The organism is Lysinibacillus sp. NPDC093216, from assembly GCF_050280325.1.
GTDB lineage: Bacteria > Bacillota > Bacilli > Bacillales_A > Planococcaceae > Lysinibacillus.
Map to the genome: position 1 here is coordinate 193328 of NZ_JBNNVB010000002.1, position 20383 is coordinate 213710.

Below are 20383 nucleotides of genomic sequence, written 5' to 3' on the forward strand. Positions count from 1 at the left end.
GAAAGTCTTTTTCATCCCTACGTAAGGTAATTCTTTGCGTGTGGAGAAAAAGGCTTTTTATTTTTTTACGGCGTAAGAAAGAGTCTGTTATCTCTTTTCAAGGAGATGATCAGCTTGTAATACTTCAATGATGCGCATTACTAATGTGAAATTGAATGATAAGAAGGAGGCATATTTGATGAGTACGAATGTTTCTATCAATGAGAAAGAAGAATTAGCAACAGTAGCAAAAGTTGAACAAACCTATCAAGCGAAAGATGGTGCTGATGTATTAGTGCAAGCACTGCATGAACAAGGTGTTGAAATTGTTTTTGGTTACCCAGGTGGAGCGGTACTACCAATCTATGATGCGATGTATAAAAATCCGATTCGTCATATTTTAACTAGACATGAACAAGGTGCAATCCATGCAGCGGAAGGTTATGCACGTGTTTCCAATAAAACAGGTGTTGTTATTGCGACAAGCGGTCCGGGGGCAACAAACTTAGTAACTGGTATTGCTGATGCGATGATTGACTCCATCCCATTAGTTGTATTCACAGGTCAAGTTTCAACATCTGTGATTGGGACAGATGCTTTCCAAGAAGCGGATATTATGGGGATTACGACACCAATTACGAAGCACAATTATCAGGTACAGGATGTTAATGATATCCCGCGTATTGTTAAAGAGGCTTTCCATATTGCAAGCACTGGTCGGAAGGGTCCTGTTGTAGTAGATTTCCCGAAAAACGTTTCTCAAATGTTATTTGATGTGGAAAATCCACCACAGGCTCCTGATGAAATATATTTACCGGGTTATCAACCAACATATAAACCGAATTATTTACAAGTTCAAAAGGCCATTCAAGCGATTTCATTGGCCAAAAATCCAGTCATTTTAGCTGGAGCTGGTGTCCTCTTTGCAGACGCAAAAGAAGAGTTAACAGCATTCGCTGAAAAATATCGAATTCCAGTAGCAAACACTCTACTAGGACTTGGTTCAATCCATGGAGAGCATGAATTATTCCTTGGTATGGCAGGAATGCATGGAACCGCAACGTCGAACACAGCTATTACAAAATCAGATTTATTGTTGAATATCGGAGCTCGCTTTGATGACCGTTTAACTGGTAATTTAGCAACATTCGCTCCAAATGCAACAATCATACACATCGATATCGATCCAGCGGAAATTGGAAAAAACGTGCCGACAGATATTCCGATCGTTGCAGATGCTAAAGAAGCATTAAAAGCATTATTGAAAAAGGACTTCGATGGCCCTGATACAACAGAATGGCTAGCGTTCTTAAATAATCATGCAAAAGAATATCCATTATGGTACAGCAAGGAGTCAGCGGACAAAGAAGTTTTACCGCAGGAAGCATTAGAGCTTGTGCATAAAATTACAGAAGGTGACGCGATTGTCACTACAGATGTTGGTCAGCATCAAATGTGGGCTGCACAATATTATCGCTTAAACAATGATCACGGATGGGTAACGTCTGGTGGACTTGGTACGATGGGCTTCGGCTTCCCAGCTGCAATTGGCGCCCAGTTTGCGAAACCAGACAAAAAAGTTGTTTCCATTGTAGGTGATGCAGGATTCCAAATGACTGCACAAGAGCTTTCTATACTACAAGAATTCAACTTACCGGTAAAAGTAGTGATTATAAATAATAGCTGTCTAGGAATGGTACGCCAATGGCAAGAAACATTCTACGAGGAGCGTTATTCATCTTCATTAATGCCGATCCAACCAGATTTTGTTAAATTAGCGGATGCATATGGTCTTAAGGGCTACCGAATTAACACAATCGATGAAGCGGAAAGTATTTTCCGCGAGGCACTACTTTCTGATGAGCCAGTGTTAATTGATTGTCGTGTTAAACAGAGCCAATGTGTTTACCCAATGGTAGCACCAGGTAAAGGCCTACATGAAATGATTGGGGTGAAAAAGAATTGAAACGAGTAATTACAGTAACAGTGATTAACCAAAGCGGTGTATTAAATCGCGTAACAGGCTTACTTATGAAGCGTCAATTTAATATTGAATCAATCACAGTTGGTCATACAGAACAGCCAAACTTTTCGAAAATGACTTTTGTTGTAAACGTTGAGGATGAGCGTAAAATTGAACAGCTAGTGAAGCAGTTATCGAAGCAAATTGATGTGTTAAAGGTCAATGACATTACAGATAAATCAATCGTGCTACGCGAGTTAGCGCTTGTGAAGGTAATTTCACCACCAAACTTACGATTGGAAATGAATTCAATAGTTGAACCATTCCGTCCACAAATTATTGATACAGCGAAAAACGTTGTCACATATCAAGTAGTAGGCGATCCAGATAAGATTGATGCCTTTATTGAACTAATTCGACCTTATGGTATTAAAGAATTAACGCGTACAGGGGCTACTGCATCTGTTCGTGAAACACAAAAAATCTCAAATACGCAGCTCTCTATTTTAAAATAGTTTGCATATAAAATTCACAGCTTAGGATGCGTAGCCCTTGTTGGCTTACTTGCATCCGAGGTTGAAAAAACAAACCCAAAATTAGGAGGAAACAAACAATGGCTACTATGTACTATGAACAAAACATCAACGAGGAAGTATTAAAAGGGAAAAAAATCGCAATCATCGGTTATGGTTCACAAGGTCATGCACATGCATTAAACCTTAAAGAATCAGGATTCGATGTAGTAGTAGGAGTTCGTCCAGGCGGATCATTCGATGCAGCAAAAGCGGATGGAATAGATGTAAAAACTGTTGCTGAAGCAGCGCAAGAAGCAGATGTTATCCAAATTTTACTTCCAGATGAGCGCCAAAAAGCTGTATATGAGGCTGAAATTGCTCCACATCTTGAAGCTGGTAAAGCACTTATGTTTGCACATGGCTTTAACATTCATTTCGGTCAAATTACACCACCAGCAGATGTGGACGTATTCTTAGTTGCGCCGAAAGGTCCAGGACACTTAGTTCGTCGTCAATTCCAAGAAGGTGCTGGGGTACCAGGATTATTCGCAATTCATCAAGATGCAACTGGTCAAGCAAAAGATTTAGCTCTTGCATACGGTAAAGGAATCGGTGCAGCTCGTGGCGGTTTACTTGAAACAACATTCAAAGAAGAAACTGAAACTGATTTATTCGGTGAGCAAGCAGTACTTTGCGGTGGTGCTACACAATTAGTAAAAGCAGGTTTCGAAACATTAGTAGAAGCTGGCTACCAACCAGAATTAGCATACTTTGAAACGCTTCATGAACTAAAATTAATTGTTGACCTAATGTTTGAAGGTGGTATGGCAACAATGCGTTACTCAGTATCGGATACTGCAGAGTGGGGTGACTATGTGGCAGGACCACGTCTTATCGACGACTCTGTAAAAGCTCGTATGAAAGATGTATTAACGGATATTCAAGATGGTACATTCGCTCGCCGTTGGATTCAAGAAAATGAAAACGGTCGTCCAGAATATACAAAATTCAAAGAAGCTGGTGCAAACCACCAAATCGAAGAAGTTGGTGCTAAATTACGTGCTATGATGCCATTCATCAACGAAGGTAAAGAAAAGGTTGTAAGAGAAGTGGCTGCAAGTGCGAAAAATTGATATTTTCGATACAACACTTCGCGACGGCGAACAATCTGCTGGTATTAATCTAAACACAGCAGAGAAGATTGAAATCGCCAAGCAACTAGAGCGCCTAGGAGTGACAATTATTGAAGCAGGTTTTCCTGCTTCGTCACCCGGTGACTTTGAGGCGGTAAATCGTATTGCAGGAACAGTGAAAAACTCGATCGTAACAGGCTTAGCTCGCTGTATACAAAAAGATATCGACACAACTTGGGAAGCCATTAAAGTGGCCGAACAACCACACATTCATATTTTCCTAGCAACATCTCCCATTCATATGGAATACAAACTAAAAAAATCACCTGATCAAGTGGTAGAACAAGCGGTTGAAGCCGTAAAATATGCGAAAAAATTCTTTCCGCTTGTACAATGGTCTGCAGAAGATGCATTTCGCTCAGATCGTGATTTTTTAGTACGTATTATGAATGATGTTGTTGCGGCAGGTGCAACTACCATTAATGTACCTGACACAGTAGGATATGCATCACCACAAGAATATGGTGCATTATTTAAATTCCTACTTGAAAACGTAAAAGGTGCTGATAAGGTAAAATTCTCTGCGCATTGCCATGATGATTTAGGTATGGCAACCGCTAACACGATTGCAGCCATTGAAAATGGTGCCTCACAAGTTGAGGGTACGATTAACGGTATCGGAGAGCGTGCTGGAAATGTAGCGCTTGAAGAAATCGCAGTTGCCCTTCATATCCGTAAAGATATCTACCCTGTAGCAACAGGTATTCATTTACAAGAAATTAAGCGTACATCTCAATTAGTCAGTAAACTTACGAATGTGGTTATTCAGCCGAATAAAGCGATTGTTGGTAAAAACGCATTTGCACACGAATCTGGTATTCACCAAGATGGTGTGTTAAAAAATCCTGAAACGTACGAGATTATTACACCTGCCCTTATTGGTGAAGGGGAGGTACCACTCGTTCTAGGTAAACACTCAGGCCGCGCAGCATTCCGTGACAGAGCGGAAACAATGGGATTCAATCTTTCGGATGAAAAACTAAATAAAGCATTTACTGAATTTAAAAAGCTTGCTGATCGTAAAAAAGAAATTACAGAAGAAGATTTACTAACGCTTCTTACTGAGCAACAAGTTCAAATAGAAGATGTTCCACTCTACGAATTAAAGATGGTACAGGTACAATATGGTACAGAAAATATACCAACAGCAACAGCGATTGTTTTAACACCAGAAGGTTTGGAAAAGACAGTTGTGGCAACAGGTTCTGGCTCAGTTGAAGCTATTTTCAATACGCTTGAGCAACTTGTTCAAGGAGATATTCATGTGGTTGATTATCGAGTTAAGTCTGTTGGTAAGGGACGAGATGCATTAGGAGAAGCTGTGATTAATATTCGATATGATGGCATTTCAACAACCGGACGAAACTCATCACAGGATGTTTTAGAAGCATCGGCAAAAGCTTATTTAAATGCGATTAACCGTCATTTAATACAAGCAAGCCTTCGTACACAGCCTGTAAGTTAATCGATCACCCAGCTTTTTATGAATTTAGTAGATTTAACGGTAGTGAATTGAGTCAGCATCATTCATATCCCAAAGGCAATGTGCCAATTTCGTGTAGTCGTAATATTGATGACCTCACCTATTAATATAGGTGAGAGTCTTACTAAAATAGCGTAGTTCAACGCTATACAAAGAAAGGTGTTTTGACGATGGAGAAAAAAATTACAGTACTTCCTGGTGACGGAATTGGGCCAGAGGTTGTTGCTTCTGCTGTACGTGTATTACAGGTGATTGGTAAGCGATTCAACCATACATTCCATTTAGGTTATGCAACAATCGGAGGCGCTGCCATCGACCAACACAATAATCCACTACCAGATGAAACAATTGAGATGTGTGAAAATAGTGACGCAGTTATACTTGGTGCCGTTGGCGGCCCGAAATGGGATAATAATCCACCTGAATTACGTCCAGAAAAAGGATTACTACGTATTCGCAAACACTTTGACTTATTCGCAAACCTACGTCCAGTAAAGGCGTTCCCGAGTTTACTAGATGCTTCACCATTAAAGCGTGAAGTAGCCGAAAACGTCGATTTAATGATTGTACGTGAATTAACAGGCGGCGTATACTTCGGGGAACCACGTATGCGTACTGAGAATGGCGCGATTGATACAACTGTTTACTCAACTGCAGAAGTTGAGCGTATTGTTGAAAATGCCTTTGAATTAGCACGTTTACGTGGAGGCAAATTATGCTCAGTTGATAAAGCAAATGTACTTGAAACAAGTCGTTTATGGCGAGAAGTTGTTGAAGCGAAGAAAAAAGAGTATCCAGATGTACAGGTGGAGCACAATTTAGTAGACTCAGTTGCGATGAAATTAATTACTAACCCTGGTCATTATGATGTGGTAGTTACTGAAAATATGTTTGGAGATATTTTAAGTGATGAAGCATCTGTTATTACAGGCTCTTTAGGCGTATTACCATCTGCATCCATTCGCGGAGATAATTTTGGTCTATATGAACCAGTACATGGCTCAGCACCAGAAATTGCCGGTCAAGGCGTTGCAAATCCAGCCGCAACCATTCTTTCAGTGGCCATGATGTTACAATATTCATTTGGCTTAAAAGAAGAAGCAGCAGAAATCGAACGTGCTGTAAGTGCAGTATTTGATGATGGCTATTTCACAGCAGATCTTGCGCGTGATGGTAGTCGTATACTATCGACGAATGAATGGACAGATAAAGTCATTAACGAGATTGATACAAGCTTTGTTTCAGAAAGCATTATGACAACATACATTTAAGAAATAGGTGAAGATAATGGGCAAAAATATAATTGAAAAGATTTGGGATAAACATTTGGTTTATCAGGAAGAGGGCAAACCGGACCTGTTATATATTGATCTCCATTTAATTCATGAAGTAACTTCTCCGCAAGCCTTTGAAGGTCTACGAATGAACGGACGTCAAGTGCGTCGCACGGATTTAAGCTTTGCGACAATGGATCATAACGTGCCTACAAAAAATCTACCAACGATTCATGATCCGATTGCGCGTAACCAAATCGAAACGTTAGCTAAAAATGCTGAAGAATTTGGCGTTGAACTTGCGGGAATGGGCCATCCTGACCAAGGAATTGTTCACGTAATTGGACCAGAGCTAGGTTTAACGCAGCCTGGTAAAACGATTGTCTGTGGTGACTCCCATACGTCTACACATGGCGCGTTCGGAGCGATTGCTTTCGGGATTGGTACATCTGAGGTAGAACATGTATTGTCAACACAGACATTATGGCAAAATAAGCCGAAAACAATGGAAATTCGTGTAGAGGGTGAGCTTCCTGTAGGTGTAGCTGCCAAAGATATTATTCTAGCGATTATTTCGAAATTCGGTATCGGTGTCGGCACAGGACATATTGTGGAATTCACTGGAGAGGCTATCCACAAGCTTGCTATGGAAGAACGGATGACAATTTGTAATATGTCAATCGAAGCGGGTGCAAAGGCAGGGCTAATTTCGCCTGACCAAACGACTGTTGACTATATCCGTGGTCGTAAACATGCACCACAAGGAGAAAAGTTTGAGGAAGCAGCAGATTATTGGTTAAGCTTAGCATCCGAAGAAGATGCAACATATGATACAGTTCGTATCATTCAAGCTGAAGAAATTGAGCCAATCATCACTTGGGGAACGAATCCGTCAATGGGTTCAGGTGTTTCAAGTAATGTTCCAACACAGGCCGATTATGAGGATGAGTCAGATAAAGCTGCTCTTCGCAAAGCACTTGCCTACATGGGCTTAGAGGAAGGTCAACCATTAACTTCAATCGATATTCAACACGTATTTATCGGTTCTTGTACAAACTCACGCATCAGTGATTTACGGGCAGCTGCAAATGTCATCGAAGGGCGTAAGGTACATGAAAATGTAACAGCAATCGTTGTGCCAGGCTCATATTCGACGAAAAAACAAGCAGAAGCAGAAGGATTAGATAAAATCTTTACAGCTGCTGGCTTTGAATGGCGTGAGACAGGTTGCTCAATGTGTCTGGCAATGAATGATGATGTAGTACCAGCTGGTGAACGCTGTGCATCAACTTCAAACCGTAACTTTGAAGGACGCCAAGGAGCTGGTTCTCGTACACACTTAGTATCGCCACCAATGGCAGCAGCTGCAGCAATTGCTGGTCACTTTGTAGATGTTCGTGAATTCGTAAAGGAAACTGTGTAATTTCCATTTACACGGAAGGGATGATTGCAAATGGAACCAATTAATATCGTAAACAGTGTGATAACACCACTCGATCGTAAAAATGTCGATACAGACCAAATTATTTCAAAAGAGTTTTTAAAGCGTATTGAGCGTACAGGTTTTGGTCAGTATTTATTTTACCATTGGCGCTTTGATGCAGAGGGCAATGAAATGAAGGATTTTGTATTAAACAAACCTGAATTTAAAGACTCTAAAATTTTAGTAGCTCAAGATAACTTCGGCTGTGGTTCATCTCGTGAACATGCACCGTGGGCAATCTTAGACTATGGCTTCAATGTAGTAATTGCACCATCATTCGCAGATATTTTCCATAATAACTGCTTCAAAAATGGGATTTTACCAATCAAACTAACTGCAGCAGAGTGTGATGAAATTTTAGCAAAAAGCTTAGAAAATCCGTACAAGATGGAAGTCAATTTAGAAGCACAAACAGTAACGGGTGAAGATGGTACAGTTTATAAATTTAGCATCGATCCTTACTATAAAGAAACATTGCTAAATGGTTGGGATGAGATTGCTCTAACCTTTAAATACGAAGAACATATTGCTGCTTACGAAGCACAGCGTATTGTATTTTAATAGATTGAGCGCTGACCTTTTGACTGAAGACATATTAAGTTGTCTTCAGTTTTTTTTGTTGCTTAAAGAAGGGGGGGCTTTGATTGAAGTGGAAATTGCTCAGGTAACAGGGAAACCTCCTAACTCCTATATTGGTAAATGATTATTCCTTACTAAATAACATAGTTCCAATTAAAAACCACTTTAGTTATTTAAATGTTTATTTTCAAAAAACGCAACAAATTGAAGTAATATTTTGATAATATAAAAATAGAGTTACGGGGAATAAATGGAACATTATCCAGATTATTGTCCCAACACTATAAGTTAGGGATGACATTTGTTAAAACATATCTCGTGCATATAAGTTGGGACGGAAATTATCTACACGTTTTCGTGATGAGTCAGTTTATTTAAACATTTACCAGAATACTTTTGTGAAAAGTAATAAAGGGAGGAACTATATAATGAAAATCCTTCGAAAATACAGCTTATTAATTGGAGGCTTAGGTTTTTCAAAATTAGGGGACTGGATTTACCTTGTAGCGCTAAATTTATTTGTATGGCATTTAACACAATCGCCGGCAGCGATGGCTGGAATCTTTATTGTCGGACCAATAGCAAGAGTTTTAACAAGTTAGGTAGCTGGCTCTTTTATTGATCGTATGAATAAACGCAAGTTGATGATTGCAACTGATATTATACGAGGTTTCATTGTTTTTTGTATGCCGTTTATGGAATCAATTTGGCTCATCTATACACTGTTATTTTTAGCGAATATAGCGAGTAGTTTCTTTGGGCCTAGTAGTACATATTATATTACAAAGTTTGTTCCTTCAGAAGATAGACAACGATTCAACGCAATACTTGGCACGTTCAATTCAGGCTCGTTTTTAGTAGGTCCAGCTCTTGCAGGACTCCTCATCATGCTTTTTAATACAACATTTACGATTTGGTTTAACAGCTTTACATTTTTTGTTTGTGCTTTGATCATTTACTTATTACCTGATGTAGATGATGTGAAGGAAACTTCACTGCAACGTATTACTTGGCAAATACTAAAAAATGACTATCTAACTGTAATAGCTTTCATTCGACAAAATTCATTATTTATAATGATTTATTTACTGTTTCAAAGTACATTAATGATTGCTTTTGCGCTTGATTCTCAGGAAACAACATTTATAAAACAAGATTTGGCTTTATCCGATAGCTTATATGGAGCCTTTGTGAGTAGTGCAGGAGCTGGAGCAATTTTAGGTGGAATGGTTGCTGCAAGCTTCGCCAAAAAATGGTCCACTCGGTCATATATGGCTTTTGGTTTGTTCCTGACAATGCTGTTTTATACAGCTTTTTATGCCTCGACATCGAGTATTTTGACATTTGTAAGTTTCGTTTTTTTAGGCTTTTTTATGGCATTTAGTAATACTGGTTATGAAGCGTTTTATCAGCAAAATGTACCACCTGAAATGATGGGGAGATTCGGTAGTATTTCTAGTATTTTTCAAAATATTTTACAAATCTCCTTTACTTTACTATTAGGTCTGTTTGCAGAATTATTTACGCTTCAAATGACTGCAATTGTTTTCGGTATTATCAGTATTTTATTGTCAATCTCATTATATTTTGTGCTATATTCCCCGAAAAACTACATCGGGTTAAAGGAGGAAGTATCATGATTAGCTATAAGGTTCATTGTATTTTTTGTAAGAAAATATTTGAAGTTGTAGAAGGTACAAGGAAATATAAACTATATAAAGAAAATATGGACGGGAAGTTTTCCTGTGAAGATTGTGATAGAAAAATTGAATTAGAGGCAAGGAAAGGTTTATTGGGAAAAATTAATTGAAAATAACCCCATATTTTTCAAATGTAAATGACCTGTCCTTCTATTGTTTTCTCAGTTAAAATGGAAAAATAAGATGGAAGGTAGGTCAAAAGATGATTACAGTTATAGGTAGTATAAATATGGATTTAGTTGTACAAATGGGGGGTTTTCCAAAGCAGGGTGAAACGATTCTTGGTAAAGATTTTCAAACGATTCCAGGAGGAAAAGGGGCTAATCAGGCAATTGCTGCGGCACGTCTTGGAAGTGAAGTCACAATGATCGGCTGTGTAGGCTCCGATAGTTTTGGAGAAACATTGCGCACAGTTTTACAGCAGGAGCATGTTCAAACTGAAGCTATTACAAGCGTTTCGGCACCTACTGGGATTGCTAATATTTTAATCTACAATAATGATAACCGTATTATAGTAGTGCCTGGGGCAAATTATGAACTAATGCCTGCGCATATAGAGGCAGCGAAAGAAATCATTCAAAAAAGTCAAATGGTCATTATGCAGCTAGAAATCCCAGTGGAAACGACTGCTTATGCGATAAAACTTTGTAAAGAAGCGAATGTACCTGTTTTATTAAATCCTGCACCAGCGGCTAATTTTGATGTGCAATGGATGGAGGATATTACCTATATCACACCAAATGAAACGGAGTGTGCCGAAATTTTTGGAGATGATGTTGAGCGAATATTAGAAAAGTATCCTAATAAAATGATTATTACGCAAGGTAGTGATGGCGCACGCTATTTTGATGGTGAATATCCTATTCATGTTCCGGGTTATTTGACGAAAGCGGTAGATACAACAGGTGCAGGTGATACGTTTAACGGTGCACTCGCTTATGCTTTAGTAGAAGGGCAATCATTGGATCAGGCTGTGTATTTTGCAAATATTGCAGCTTCATTATCGGTGGAGGAATTCGGTGCGCAAGGTGGAATGCCAACACTTGGAGCGGTGTACTCACGTATGGCTGGAATTGAAGAATGAAGAAGAAACTAACTCTCTTACGAATTTATAATAATAATTTTTATTTCTTTTAGTCTGAATGAGTAATAATATCTGAGATAGTCTGTTCAATAGCGTAAGATTAATTACCTATTTGTGACACTTATATTTAAGTATATTGTCCTTTTTTGTCGTTATTTCTTAGTACTATGTATTAATAAGTGAATATTTTCATTTATAATAACTTTAGATACATACGAAAAGAGGTTTTGAGGATGACAAATATTGATAATGTGCCGATCGAATATACAGCCTCAGCGAATAATATTTTGCCACAGCTTGTTGATCATTTTCGACAATTACATGGCATTATTGTACAAAATACATATGTAAAAGATACAGCTAAACATTTAAATCGTATCATTCAAGATGCTAACAACGAAACGATGATTCTTATTGTTGGGAAAGAGCGTGTTGGAAAAACAACACTTGTAAATGGACTTTTAGGACGTCAAGTTTTGCCTGTTAGTGATCAGCATCCAACAGGGGTAAATACATTTTTGCGATACGGTGAGCATGAAGAAATAAAGGCGTATTTTTTAGATGGCGTTGTAGCAATATTCGATATGAGCAAGCTAGAATTATTGACAACTAGCGATACTTTTGCATCTCAAATACTACGAGAACATTTAGATTACTTAGAAGTATATTTGAAAAACGATTTATTAAAATCAGTAACAATTATTGATTCTGTTTCATTGGAAGCTGGGGGAGGAGAAATGGCCTACTTCCCAGAAGCATTAATGAACCGTGTTGACGAAATTTTTTGGGTATTACGCTCAGGTTCGATGGCTATTTATCCTGAAATTTTATTGATGGAAACGCTAAAAAACAAAGGTGTTGAGCCCCTTTGTGTCATCAATGCTATCGATTCAAATGAAAATACGCAGACGTTTATTAATGCTGAGAGAGAACGAATTGGACATTTAATAAGTGATTTTGTTGCTATCTCTGCAAGAGAAGCGATTGAAGCTAAACAGACTAATAGTGATGAGCTTTGGGAAAAAAGTCAGTATGAGCAATTAATTTCAGAAATTCATCGAGTTGCAGAAAATAGTGATAAGAAAACGTATGGCATTTTAATTCGCTTCTTGCAATGGCTTGAACGATTCCGCTTCGAATTAACTGTTATTCCACAAAGAGATCCATTCCAATCTGCGGTTGAGAACATTGAAAAGTATGCAGGCGATACACAATACGAATTTTCACGTTATCAACGTGATTTAGCGATTGTGACTGAATATGAGCAAGAATATGAGCAGGTTGCCAATGTATTTAAAAATGTTCAAACATTATACCAACTTTTACAAACCATTTCACAAAATGATTATTTACAGGATGAAATAGTGGAAAGCTTTACAGAAAAGGCTGTTTTTTATCAACAAATGTTACGAGAATATCGTAATATGCATAGCGATTATATACGTGAATATGATCGATTGGATGCCCAGCATAAAAAAATTCACGGAAAAGGTCTTATGAAGGCTATCTTTGGTCAGCATACACAAAATGGATTTTTCAAAGAACGTGTCAGCAAGTTAAATGAGCAGCAAGTTGTTTGTATTGCACAATATGAAAAAGTGCAAGAAGCGGAGGCAATGATGCTTCAGTCCATTAATTCAATACAAAGTTATCTTATGGAGTTAACGAAAAAACGTTTGGTACGTATTGAGCAGAAAGTGCAAGAGCTAAATCACCAACGTTCAAAAGAAAAACGCCAATTAAAGTTATACGCAAATAAATTAAATGAATTTTCTTGTTTAATAGAGGCGCAGGGCTATATTAAAGAAACTATTCAACCATTTTTAATGGACGAACAAATGCCGCTAAAAGAAAAAGATATTGTAATGCTAAAAGAAACGATTAACAGTATCATAAGCATTGACCTGACGAATAATGGTCTACTTGCACGTAGTCAAATGAACAATAAAATGGAGAGCACTGCGATTCCTTTCGATGTTCAGAAAAAATATCCTTTACATACGTTAGCTTTAGCAGAAGTAGATGTAAAATCAAACGATATACCAGAAATACCGAAAAAATTAGATATTCAATATGAAGAATAAACGTTAAAAGAAAATGTTCTAAAATTTATTTATAATTTTAGAACAATTTTTTATGTATTTTCTAGTTTTCTATAAATTGGGATTAATTATATAAAATTGAAACTAAATAAGACGATTTTCGTATAGATAGTAGGAGGGATTAAAATGATTCAAATTAAAGGACGTTTTACTGAAGCGAAAATTTATTCAAAGACAGCCTTACAATCAGCTATCGATCAAATTAAAGAATTGGCAAATCAAGCCTTTATGGAAGGAACAAAAGTACGGATTATGCCAGATTATCACGCAGGGAAGGGTTGTGTTATTGGTACAACGATTCAGCTTCAAAATCGTGTAGTGCCTAATCTTGTAGGCATTGATGTTGGTTGCGGTGTATTTGTAGCTGAGCTAAATGAGACGGATATCGATTTTTCTAAACTTGATGCTACAATTCGAGCACATATACCAAGCGGACAGAATATCCATCAGGAAGTATCTTCTGCACGTCATTTTGTTGAATTCGAGGGGAGACAGTTTGTAGCGAGTGGCTTAAAGGATGACTATACGAATCTATCGCTTGGTACACTTGGGGGAGGCAATCATTTTATAGAGCTTGCAAAAGACGAAGCAGGCACACATTACTTACTTATCCATACTGGGTCGCGTTATGTCGGAGCGAAGGTAGCGAATTGGCATCAAAAAAGAGCCTATGAAACATTACAACGAGAAGATTTAAAAGAAAAAATTGCCGATTTGAAAAATCAGGGGCGCGAAAAAGAAATTCAAGCAATGATTAAAGCTAGTAAAGAGCAAAACCCTATTGTACCAAAAGATTTAGCCTATTTAGAGGGTGAGTATTTCCATGATTATATTCACGATATGAAAATTGCTCAGCAATATGCTCGGATGAATCGTTGGACAATTGCTGAAACAATCTCCAAGCATATGAACTGGCGTTTTAACGAAACGTTCGATACGATCCATAACTATATTGATACAGAAACAATGACGTTAAGAAAAGGAGCCGTTCGAGCAAATAAAGGGGAGAAGCTCGTTATTCCTATGAATATGCGAGATGGCTCACTCATTTGTATCGGGAAAGGGAATGCAGATTGGAATTACTCAGCACCACATGGGGCAGGGCGAATGTATTCTCGCCGTGCAGCAAAAGAAGCACTAAACATGGAAGATTTTAAAGAGATGATGCAAGGTATTTGGACAACATCTGTAAACGAAGAAACATTAGATGAAGCCCCTATGGCATATAAGCCGATGTCAGAAATTACATCTGTTCTCGAGGAAACTGCAGATATATTAAAAGTGATTACACCTGTTTATAATTTTAAAGCTAGCGAAGTAGCTAAGCCTTATGAGCGGAAAAATAAAAATAATTCCTAATAATAGAAAGTGCTTGCATTCGTGGTTATCTATTAACAATATATCTGTAATGATATAAAATAGGCTTACAAAGATGAAGTGGGTGGTTTTTTGGTATCTTCAAAAGATGTGGCAAAGTATGCGGGTGTCTCGCAAACAACGGTTTCAAGAGTGTTAAATACTCCTGAACTCGTAAAGCCGAAGACTGTCGAAAAAGTAATGCAGGCTATTGAGGAATTAAACTATATTCCAAATGATGTTGCTAGATCGCTTGTACAGAAAAAAACAGGCATTATTACTTTGATATCAGGGCCTTTACATAATCCTTTTTTTGTCGATACAACAACTGCAATCGTTAATTATGTTAATGCTCGGGGCTATAAAGTAAATGTTTATTTTGGTACGGAAGATAATTTAGATTCTATTTATAATTCTGTTTTGGAAACCAGGGCTGATGCGATAATTTTATCGTCTATGTTATATGAAGATGACTTATTTTTTAAGCTTGAAAAACGAGGCATACCTTTTATCATGTATAATCGCAAGCATCAAGAAAACAGGTATTTTGTAGAAATTGATAATGTGGAAGCTGGCTATATAGCGACGAATCATATTTTAACTTTAGGTCATCATGACATATGCTGGATTGGCGGTCCACATGAAATAAGTACTTTTTATGAAAGGTACAATGGCTTTAAAAATGCATTAAAGGACAGCGGAATAGGTATAAATACAGTGCCAGCATTTTTTACAAATACTAAAAAAGACGATATTGAACGAATATTTGAAGAAATACTTAAGCTTCCTACGAGACCTACTGCTATTTGTGCCGCAACAGATGCAATTGCTATTGAAATTTTAAACCTTTGCTTAGAGAGGGGCTTTCATGTTCCTAAAGATTTTAATGTTATTGGCATTGATAATGTTGAGCTCAGTAAGCACCATTCAATTGCTTTAACAACAGTAGGTTTAGCATCCGAAAAAAACCTCGGATTTATTGCTATTGAAAAATTATTTGAGGTAATGGAGAAAAAAAGTACTTGCATCCAACAAACAGAATCTGTTAAGCTTTTCCCGAGAAATACAACATGTAAAAAAATAAACTGATGACCTCAGTTTATTTTTTAAAACTTAAAATGGTTACGTATTCATTTTTTTATTTTCAGAAATGAATACGTAACCATTCCGAAAGAGGAGTGAGTCAGGTCTTGAAAAAAAGCTTATTTATTAATGGACAATGGCAAATGACAGATGAATTTATGGAGGTTCAATCCCCCTACTCAAAAGAGGTCATTGCTCAATTTGCGATGGCAACTGAAGATGATGTACAGCGCGCAATTGAAAGTGCTCATTTAGCAGAGTCTGAAATGGCAGCTTTAACGGCATTCCAAAGAGCAGAAATTTTAGAACAATTATCTGAACTATTTGCAGTAAATAGAGATGAGGCAGCTAATATTATCTCATTAGAATCAGCAAAGCCGTTGAAGTATGCGTATGCTGAGATTGATCGAACGATTGAAACTTACAAATTTGCAGCAGAAGAAGCGAAGCGACTATCTGGTGAAATGATTCCGATGGATGCATCTAAAAGTGGAGAGGGTAGATTTGGTTATACAATCCGCGAACCATTAGGCGTTATTGCGGCCATTACACCTTTTAATTTTCCACAAAATTTAGTAGCCCATAAAGTTGGACCAGCATTAGCAGCTGGAAATACGATTGTTTTGAAACCTGCAACACAAACAGCTTTATCTGCTCATTTTCTAGCAAAACTATTGGCACAAACAAACTTACCAGCAGGTGCATTTAACTTAGTAACTGGGCAAGGAAAACTAGTAGGGGATGTATTTTTAGCACATCCAAAAGTAAAAATGATTACATTTACGGGAAGTCCTGCTGTAGGCATTTCTCTTCGTAATCGCGCAGGATTAAAGAAAGTTACATTAGAACTTGGTTCGAATGCTGGTGTTATTGTTGATGAAGGGATTCAACTCGATAAAATCATGGACCGAATTGTTATGGGAGCTTTTTCAAATCAAGGTCAAGTGTGCATCTCCCTACAGCGTATATATGTAAAAGAAAATATAATAGATGTATTTTTAGAAAAACTAAAAGCAAAAATAGAACAGCTAACAATAGGGGACCCACTAGATGTAACAACAGATTTAGCGATGATGATTTCAGAAACTGAGCAACAGCGTGCTGTCACATGGATAGAAGAAGCGGTAGCAGAAGGTGCCGAAGTACTGACGGGTGGTCGTATTGAAAATAATATTTTACTTCCAACAGTATTATTTAATGTATCCTCTCATAGCCGTGTATCTTGTGAGGAAATATTTGCACCTGTTGTAATTGTCAATACTGTTTCTTCAATAGAAGAAGCCATTGATGCTGTCAATGATTCAAATTATGGCTTACAGGCAGGAATATTTACACCTTCAATCGAGATGGCCTTTAAAGCTTCAAAGAAATTACAAGTAGGGGGTGTCATTATAAATGACGTTCCGACATACCGTGTTGACCATATGCCATATGGCGGCATTAAAGAAAGCGGAACCGGTCGAGAAGGAATCAAATATGCAGTTGAGGAAATGACAGAAATGAAGCTAGTGATTTGGAATAACAATTAACTTCTTCAGCGAATGTTTTATGTAGCGAAAGCAAAGAGTCGGCTACAAATGTTTTATGTAGTGAAAGCAAAGCGTCAGCTACAATTACGCCGAGGCACAAATGATTCAGAAATGGAGATGGTTGTAAATGAACATAATCAAACAGCATCCGAAATTGTATGTTATGGATAATGGAACAATGCGAATGGATAAAAACTATATGATTGCCATGCATAACCCTGCAACGATCGATCATCCAAACCAGCCAAATGAATTTGTAGAATTTCCAGTTTATACAGTATTAATTGATCATCCAGAAGGAAAAATATTGTTTGATACAGCTTGTAACCCAAACTCAATGGGACCTGAAGGACGCTGGGGTGAATTTACTCAAAAAGCATTCCCAATTAATATGCCAGAAGAATGCTATTTACATCATCGTTTGGAAGAGTTAAATGTGCGTCCAGAAGATATTAAATATGTTGTTGCTTCACATTTACACTTAGATCATGCAGGCTGTTTAGAACTTTTTACGAATGCAACAATAATTGTGCAGGAAGATGAATTCAATGGAACTTTACAAACATATGCAAGAAATGTAAAAGAAGGTGCATATATTTGGGGTGACATTGATATGTGGATAAAGAACAACTTACAATGGCGCTTAATTAAGCGTGGTGAGGATAATGTGAAGCTTGCAGAAGGAATCCAAGTTTTGAATTTTGGTAGCGGTCATGCATGGGGAATGCTAGGTTTGCATATTAATATGCCAGAAACGGGTGGAATTATTTTAGCTTCAGATACCATTTACACTGCTGAAAGCTTTGGGCCACCTGTCAAGCCACCTGGAATACTATATGATTCTGTTGGTTATAATTCTACGGTTGAACGAATTAGAAGATTAGCAAATGAAACAAATTCACAAGTTTGGTTTGGTCATGATTCTGCCCAATTTAAGTCTTTTAGAAAATCGACAGAAGGTTATTATGAATAGATAGGAGCATAACAATTATGCATAAATTAACTTTTACTCCTGCAAGTTATACAGGCTGGGGTTGTTTGAACCAGTTATTATCAGAAGTAGAAAAATTAAAGGTGAAAAATATTTTAATTATTACTGATCCATTTTTAAAAGAGTTAGGTTTAACAGATAATGTTGAAAAGCCTTTACAAGACAATGGGTACTCTACAACCATTTATACCGATATTGCTCCTGAGCCACCGCTCGCAATTGGTGAAAAACTAGTTGATTTTACAAGAAAGCATCATTTTGATTTAGTCATTGGTCTAGGGGGAGGAAGTGCATTAGACTTAGCGAAACTTGCCGCTGTTTTAGCAACACATGATGGAAAAGTGGCAGATTACTTAAATTTAACGGGAACAAAAACTCTTGAAAATAAAGGGTTACCTAAGATATTAATTCCAACTACATCTGGCACAGGTTCAGAAGTGACAAATATATCCGTACTATCACTTGAAACAACTAAGGATGTTGTTACACATGATTACTTATTAGCAGATGTCTCCATTATAGATCCTGCGTTAACGATTTCCTTACCACCAAAAGTGACCGCTGCTACAGGCGTAGATGCTTTAACACATGCAATAGAGGCTTATGTTTCTATAAATGCCAATGAAGTAACTGATGCACTTGCACTACAAGCCATTAAATTAATTAGTGGCTCTATTCGAACTGCAGTGCATGACTCTCAGAATAAACAGGCTCGTTCGGATATGAGTTATGGCAGTTATTTGGCAGGCTTAGCCTTTTTTAATGCTGGTGTTGCAGGAGTACATGCTTTAGCTTATCCACTTGGTGGCCAGTTCCATATTGCTCATGGAGATTCCAACGCAGTGCTATTACCATATGTAATGGGCTATATTCGTCAAAGTTGCGAAAAACGTATGAAAGATATTTTAGATGCAATGGGTATTTCATCTGCGTATTTATCGCAAGAAGAGGCTTCCTATAAATGTGTAGATGCATTAAAGCAACTTGTTCACGATGTTAATATTCCGTCAACATTAAAAGGATTCAATATACCAGAATTAGCACTGGAACAACTAACTGGTGATGCGACAAAGCAAACAAGAATCTTAGCACGTAGTCCGATGCCGCTTAAGCGAGAAGATATCTATACTATTTATCGAGCTGCATTTGATGGAGAAGTTCGAGAACCTCATCTACTATAATGAATAAAAGAGAAACGTTGATTGCGGGCGTTTCTCTTTTTTTAGACTGTTTTCTCAAAGATTGTTTGGATATTTCTTGAATCGAAAATTTAACTAAAGTCCCTGTTAGTGAAATGACTATATACTTTCAGGTAAATAATGTTTATACATTTCCAATGCATCAGTATGCTCTTTTAATACAGCAATGGTTTTATGGTTTGGTTTTGCAAAAATAATAGAATAATCCTCTTCGTTAAGTTCCTTGTTAATTGAAAAAGCTAATTTTTCTTCATCTAATGAAAATTGAGCATTAACACCTGTTTTGTTTCCGCGAGCATCTAATCGTATCCACTTATTATGGGACTTTAAATAAACAGCATTCAAAGCGTGAATCGAATAGCCTTTTTCTGGAGTATCAAACAACATTAAACGCTGATAACAAAAACCTGTTGGAATTCCTTGCGAGCGTAATAGTGCTGCCAAAAGGTTTGATTTTGCATAGCAAATACCTTGTTTATACTTCAATACATCTGATGCGTGACAAGTAACTTTTTTCCCTTGAATATCCCAAGAATGTGATATTTCATCACGAACAAATTCAAAAGCAATTTTTGTTTTTTCAATTTCTGTTTGAGTTGACTTAAAAAGTTCCTCAATTTTTTCTTTAATAATTGAATTAGAGTAATCAACCACATCTAATTCAATTAAATAATCACCTAAATTTTCAGATTCAAATACAAAACCCATAAACCACCAACCCTTTCTGTTGAATTTTTATTTGTGGTTAAGTATTAATATACAACGAAGATAGGTGGTTAGTATATATTTTTCAACTGACGGTACAGTTTAGTTTAATTAGAAAAATGATATATACCATTGCCGAGGAGATAAAATAGAGGGTAGATTGAA

General features: G+C 37.3%; 18 protein-coding genes and 1 pseudogene. 18 read left to right on the forward strand and 1 reads right to left on the reverse strand.

Going from position 1 to position 20383, the window contains the following annotated elements:
- Positions 1-178: 178 nt before the first annotated feature.
- The 18 genes and pseudogenes from ilvB to ACQKOG_RS03485 all read left to right on the forward strand — a co-directional run bounded on the left by ilvB (position 179) and on the right by ACQKOG_RS03485 (position 19495).
- Positions 179-1945 carry a biosynthetic-type acetolactate synthase large subunit gene (gene ilvB / locus ACQKOG_RS03400; RefSeq protein WP_370080435.1) on the forward strand — a complete coding sequence of 589 codons (1767 nt, stop codon included), beginning with the start codon at positions 179-181 and terminating at the stop codon, positions 1943-1945.
- A complete protein-coding gene (ilvN, locus tag ACQKOG_RS03405) occupies positions 1942-2457 on the forward strand; it encodes an acetolactate synthase small subunit (RefSeq protein WP_049664470.1) in 516 nt (171 codons plus the stop codon). The genes ilvB and ilvN overlap by 4 nt, the downstream gene beginning before the upstream one ends.
- Positions 2458-2555: 98 nt before the next feature.
- Positions 2556-3590: a ketol-acid reductoisomerase gene (gene ilvC / locus ACQKOG_RS03410; protein ID WP_370080433.1), complete on the forward strand. Its 1035-nt coding sequence runs from the start codon at positions 2556-2558 to the stop codon at positions 3588-3590.
- Complete coding sequence (locus ACQKOG_RS03415) at positions 3577-5115, forward strand: 2-isopropylmalate synthase (RefSeq protein WP_370080431.1); 1539 nt, start codon at positions 3577-3579, stop codon at positions 5113-5115. The genes ilvC and ACQKOG_RS03415 overlap by 14 nt, the downstream gene beginning before the upstream one ends.
- A 188-nt stretch (positions 5116-5303) precedes the next feature.
- Positions 5304-6404 (forward strand): 3-isopropylmalate dehydrogenase, encoded by a 1101-nt coding sequence (gene leuB, locus ACQKOG_RS03420; protein ID WP_370080429.1) that lies wholly within the window; start codon positions 5304-5306, stop codon positions 6402-6404.
- Between the two features lie 16 nt (positions 6405-6420).
- On the forward strand, positions 6421-7830 hold the full coding sequence (gene leuC, locus ACQKOG_RS03425; RefSeq protein WP_370080427.1) for a 3-isopropylmalate dehydratase large subunit: 1410 nt from the start codon (positions 6421-6423) through the stop codon (positions 7828-7830).
- Between the two features lie 30 nt (positions 7831-7860).
- Positions 7861-8451 (forward strand): 3-isopropylmalate dehydratase small subunit, encoded by a 591-nt coding sequence (leuD, locus tag ACQKOG_RS03430; RefSeq protein WP_402871242.1) that lies wholly within the window; start codon positions 7861-7863, stop codon positions 8449-8451.
- Between the two features lie 446 nt (positions 8452-8897).
- On the forward strand, positions 8898-9071 hold the full coding sequence (locus tag ACQKOG_RS03435) for a hypothetical protein (protein ID WP_427445038.1): 174 nt from the start codon (positions 8898-8900) through the stop codon (positions 9069-9071).
- Between the two features lie 12 nt (positions 9072-9083).
- Positions 9084-10109 (forward strand): annotated as a pseudogene (locus tag ACQKOG_RS03440) (MFS transporter); the annotation flags it as partial.
- Positions 10106-10279, forward strand: coding sequence for a DUF2197 domain-containing protein (locus ACQKOG_RS03445; protein ID WP_370080424.1), 174 nt, complete (start codon positions 10106-10108; stop codon positions 10277-10279). The pseudogene ACQKOG_RS03440 and the gene ACQKOG_RS03445, both read left to right, overlap by 4 nt.
- Positions 10280-10371: 92 nt before the next feature.
- Complete coding sequence (rbsK, locus tag ACQKOG_RS03450; protein ID WP_427445041.1) at positions 10372-11253, forward strand: ribokinase; 882 nt, start codon at positions 10372-10374, stop codon at positions 11251-11253.
- Positions 11254-11486: 233 nt separating this feature from the next.
- Positions 11487-13337, forward strand: a complete 1851-nt coding sequence (locus ACQKOG_RS03455) for a dynamin family protein (RefSeq protein ID WP_370080422.1) — start codon at positions 11487-11489, stop codon at positions 13335-13337.
- 144 nt (positions 13338-13481) lie between these two features.
- Positions 13482-14714 (forward strand): RtcB family protein, encoded by a 1233-nt coding sequence (locus tag ACQKOG_RS03460; RefSeq protein WP_370080421.1) that lies wholly within the window; start codon positions 13482-13484, stop codon positions 14712-14714.
- A gap of 90 nt (positions 14715-14804) precedes the next feature.
- Positions 14805-15800: a LacI family DNA-binding transcriptional regulator gene (locus ACQKOG_RS03465; RefSeq protein WP_370080419.1), complete on the forward strand. Its 996-nt coding sequence runs from the start codon at positions 14805-14807 to the stop codon at positions 15798-15800.
- 101 nt (positions 15801-15901) lie between these two features.
- Positions 15902-17323 carry an aldehyde dehydrogenase family protein gene (locus ACQKOG_RS03470; protein WP_370080417.1) on the forward strand — a complete coding sequence of 474 codons (1422 nt, stop codon included), beginning with the start codon at positions 15902-15904 and terminating at the stop codon, positions 17321-17323.
- 48 nt (positions 17324-17371) lie between these two features.
- Positions 17372-17494, forward strand: a complete 123-nt coding sequence (locus tag ACQKOG_RS03475) for a hypothetical protein (RefSeq protein WP_370080415.1) — start codon at positions 17372-17374, stop codon at positions 17492-17494.
- On the forward strand, positions 17451-18296 hold the full coding sequence (gene ahlS / locus ACQKOG_RS03480) for an AhlS family quorum-quenching N-acyl homoserine lactonase (RefSeq protein ID WP_370080413.1): 846 nt from the start codon (positions 17451-17453) through the stop codon (positions 18294-18296). Before ACQKOG_RS03475 ends, ahlS begins: the two co-directional genes overlap by 44 nt.
- Before the next feature lie 17 nt (positions 18297-18313).
- Positions 18314-19495 carry an iron-containing alcohol dehydrogenase gene (locus ACQKOG_RS03485; protein WP_427445048.1) on the forward strand — a complete coding sequence of 394 codons (1182 nt, stop codon included), beginning with the start codon at positions 18314-18316 and terminating at the stop codon, positions 19493-19495.
- A gap of 117 nt (positions 19496-19612) precedes the next feature.
- Here ACQKOG_RS03485 and ACQKOG_RS03490 read toward each other — a convergent pair whose 3' ends face one another.
- Positions 19613-20221 (reverse strand): transglutaminase-like domain-containing protein, encoded by a 609-nt coding sequence (locus ACQKOG_RS03490; protein ID WP_370080409.1) that lies wholly within the window; start codon positions 20219-20221, stop codon positions 19613-19615.
- Positions 20222-20383 lie beyond the last annotated feature (162 nt).

Coding starts and splice junctions, on each gene's coding strand:
- ilvB (WP_370080435.1), top strand. CDS start 179: ATGAGTACGAATGTTTCTATCAATGAGAAAGAAGAATTAGCAACAGTA.
- ilvC (WP_370080433.1), top strand. CDS start 2,556: ATGGCTACTATGTACTATGAACAAAACATCAACGAGGAAGTATTAAAA.
- leuB (WP_370080429.1), top strand. CDS start 5,304: ATGGAGAAAAAAATTACAGTACTTCCTGGTGACGGAATTGGGCCAGAG.
- leuC (WP_370080427.1), top strand. CDS start 6,421: ATGGGCAAAAATATAATTGAAAAGATTTGGGATAAACATTTGGTTTAT.
- leuD (WP_402871242.1), top strand. CDS start 7,861: ATGGAACCAATTAATATCGTAAACAGTGTGATAACACCACTCGATCGT.
- ACQKOG_RS03435 (WP_427445038.1), top strand. CDS start 8,898: ATGAAAATCCTTCGAAAATACAGCTTATTAATTGGAGGCTTAGGTTTT.
- ACQKOG_RS03445 (WP_370080424.1), top strand. CDS start 10,106: ATGATTAGCTATAAGGTTCATTGTATTTTTTGTAAGAAAATATTTGAA.
- rbsK (WP_427445041.1), top strand. CDS start 10,372: ATGATTACAGTTATAGGTAGTATAAATATGGATTTAGTTGTACAAATG.
- ACQKOG_RS03455 (WP_370080422.1), top strand. CDS start 11,487: ATGACAAATATTGATAATGTGCCGATCGAATATACAGCCTCAGCGAAT.
- ACQKOG_RS03460 (WP_370080421.1), top strand. CDS start 13,482: ATGATTCAAATTAAAGGACGTTTTACTGAAGCGAAAATTTATTCAAAG.
- ACQKOG_RS03475 (WP_370080415.1), top strand. CDS start 17,372: ATGTTTTATGTAGTGAAAGCAAAGCGTCAGCTACAATTACGCCGAGGC.
- ahlS (WP_370080413.1), top strand. CDS start 17,451: ATGAACATAATCAAACAGCATCCGAAATTGTATGTTATGGATAATGGA.
- ACQKOG_RS03485 (WP_427445048.1), top strand. CDS start 18,314: ATGCATAAATTAACTTTTACTCCTGCAAGTTATACAGGCTGGGGTTGT.
- ACQKOG_RS03490 (WP_370080409.1), bottom strand. CDS start 20,221: ATGGGTTTTGTATTTGAATCTGAAAATTTAGGTGATTATTTAATTGAA.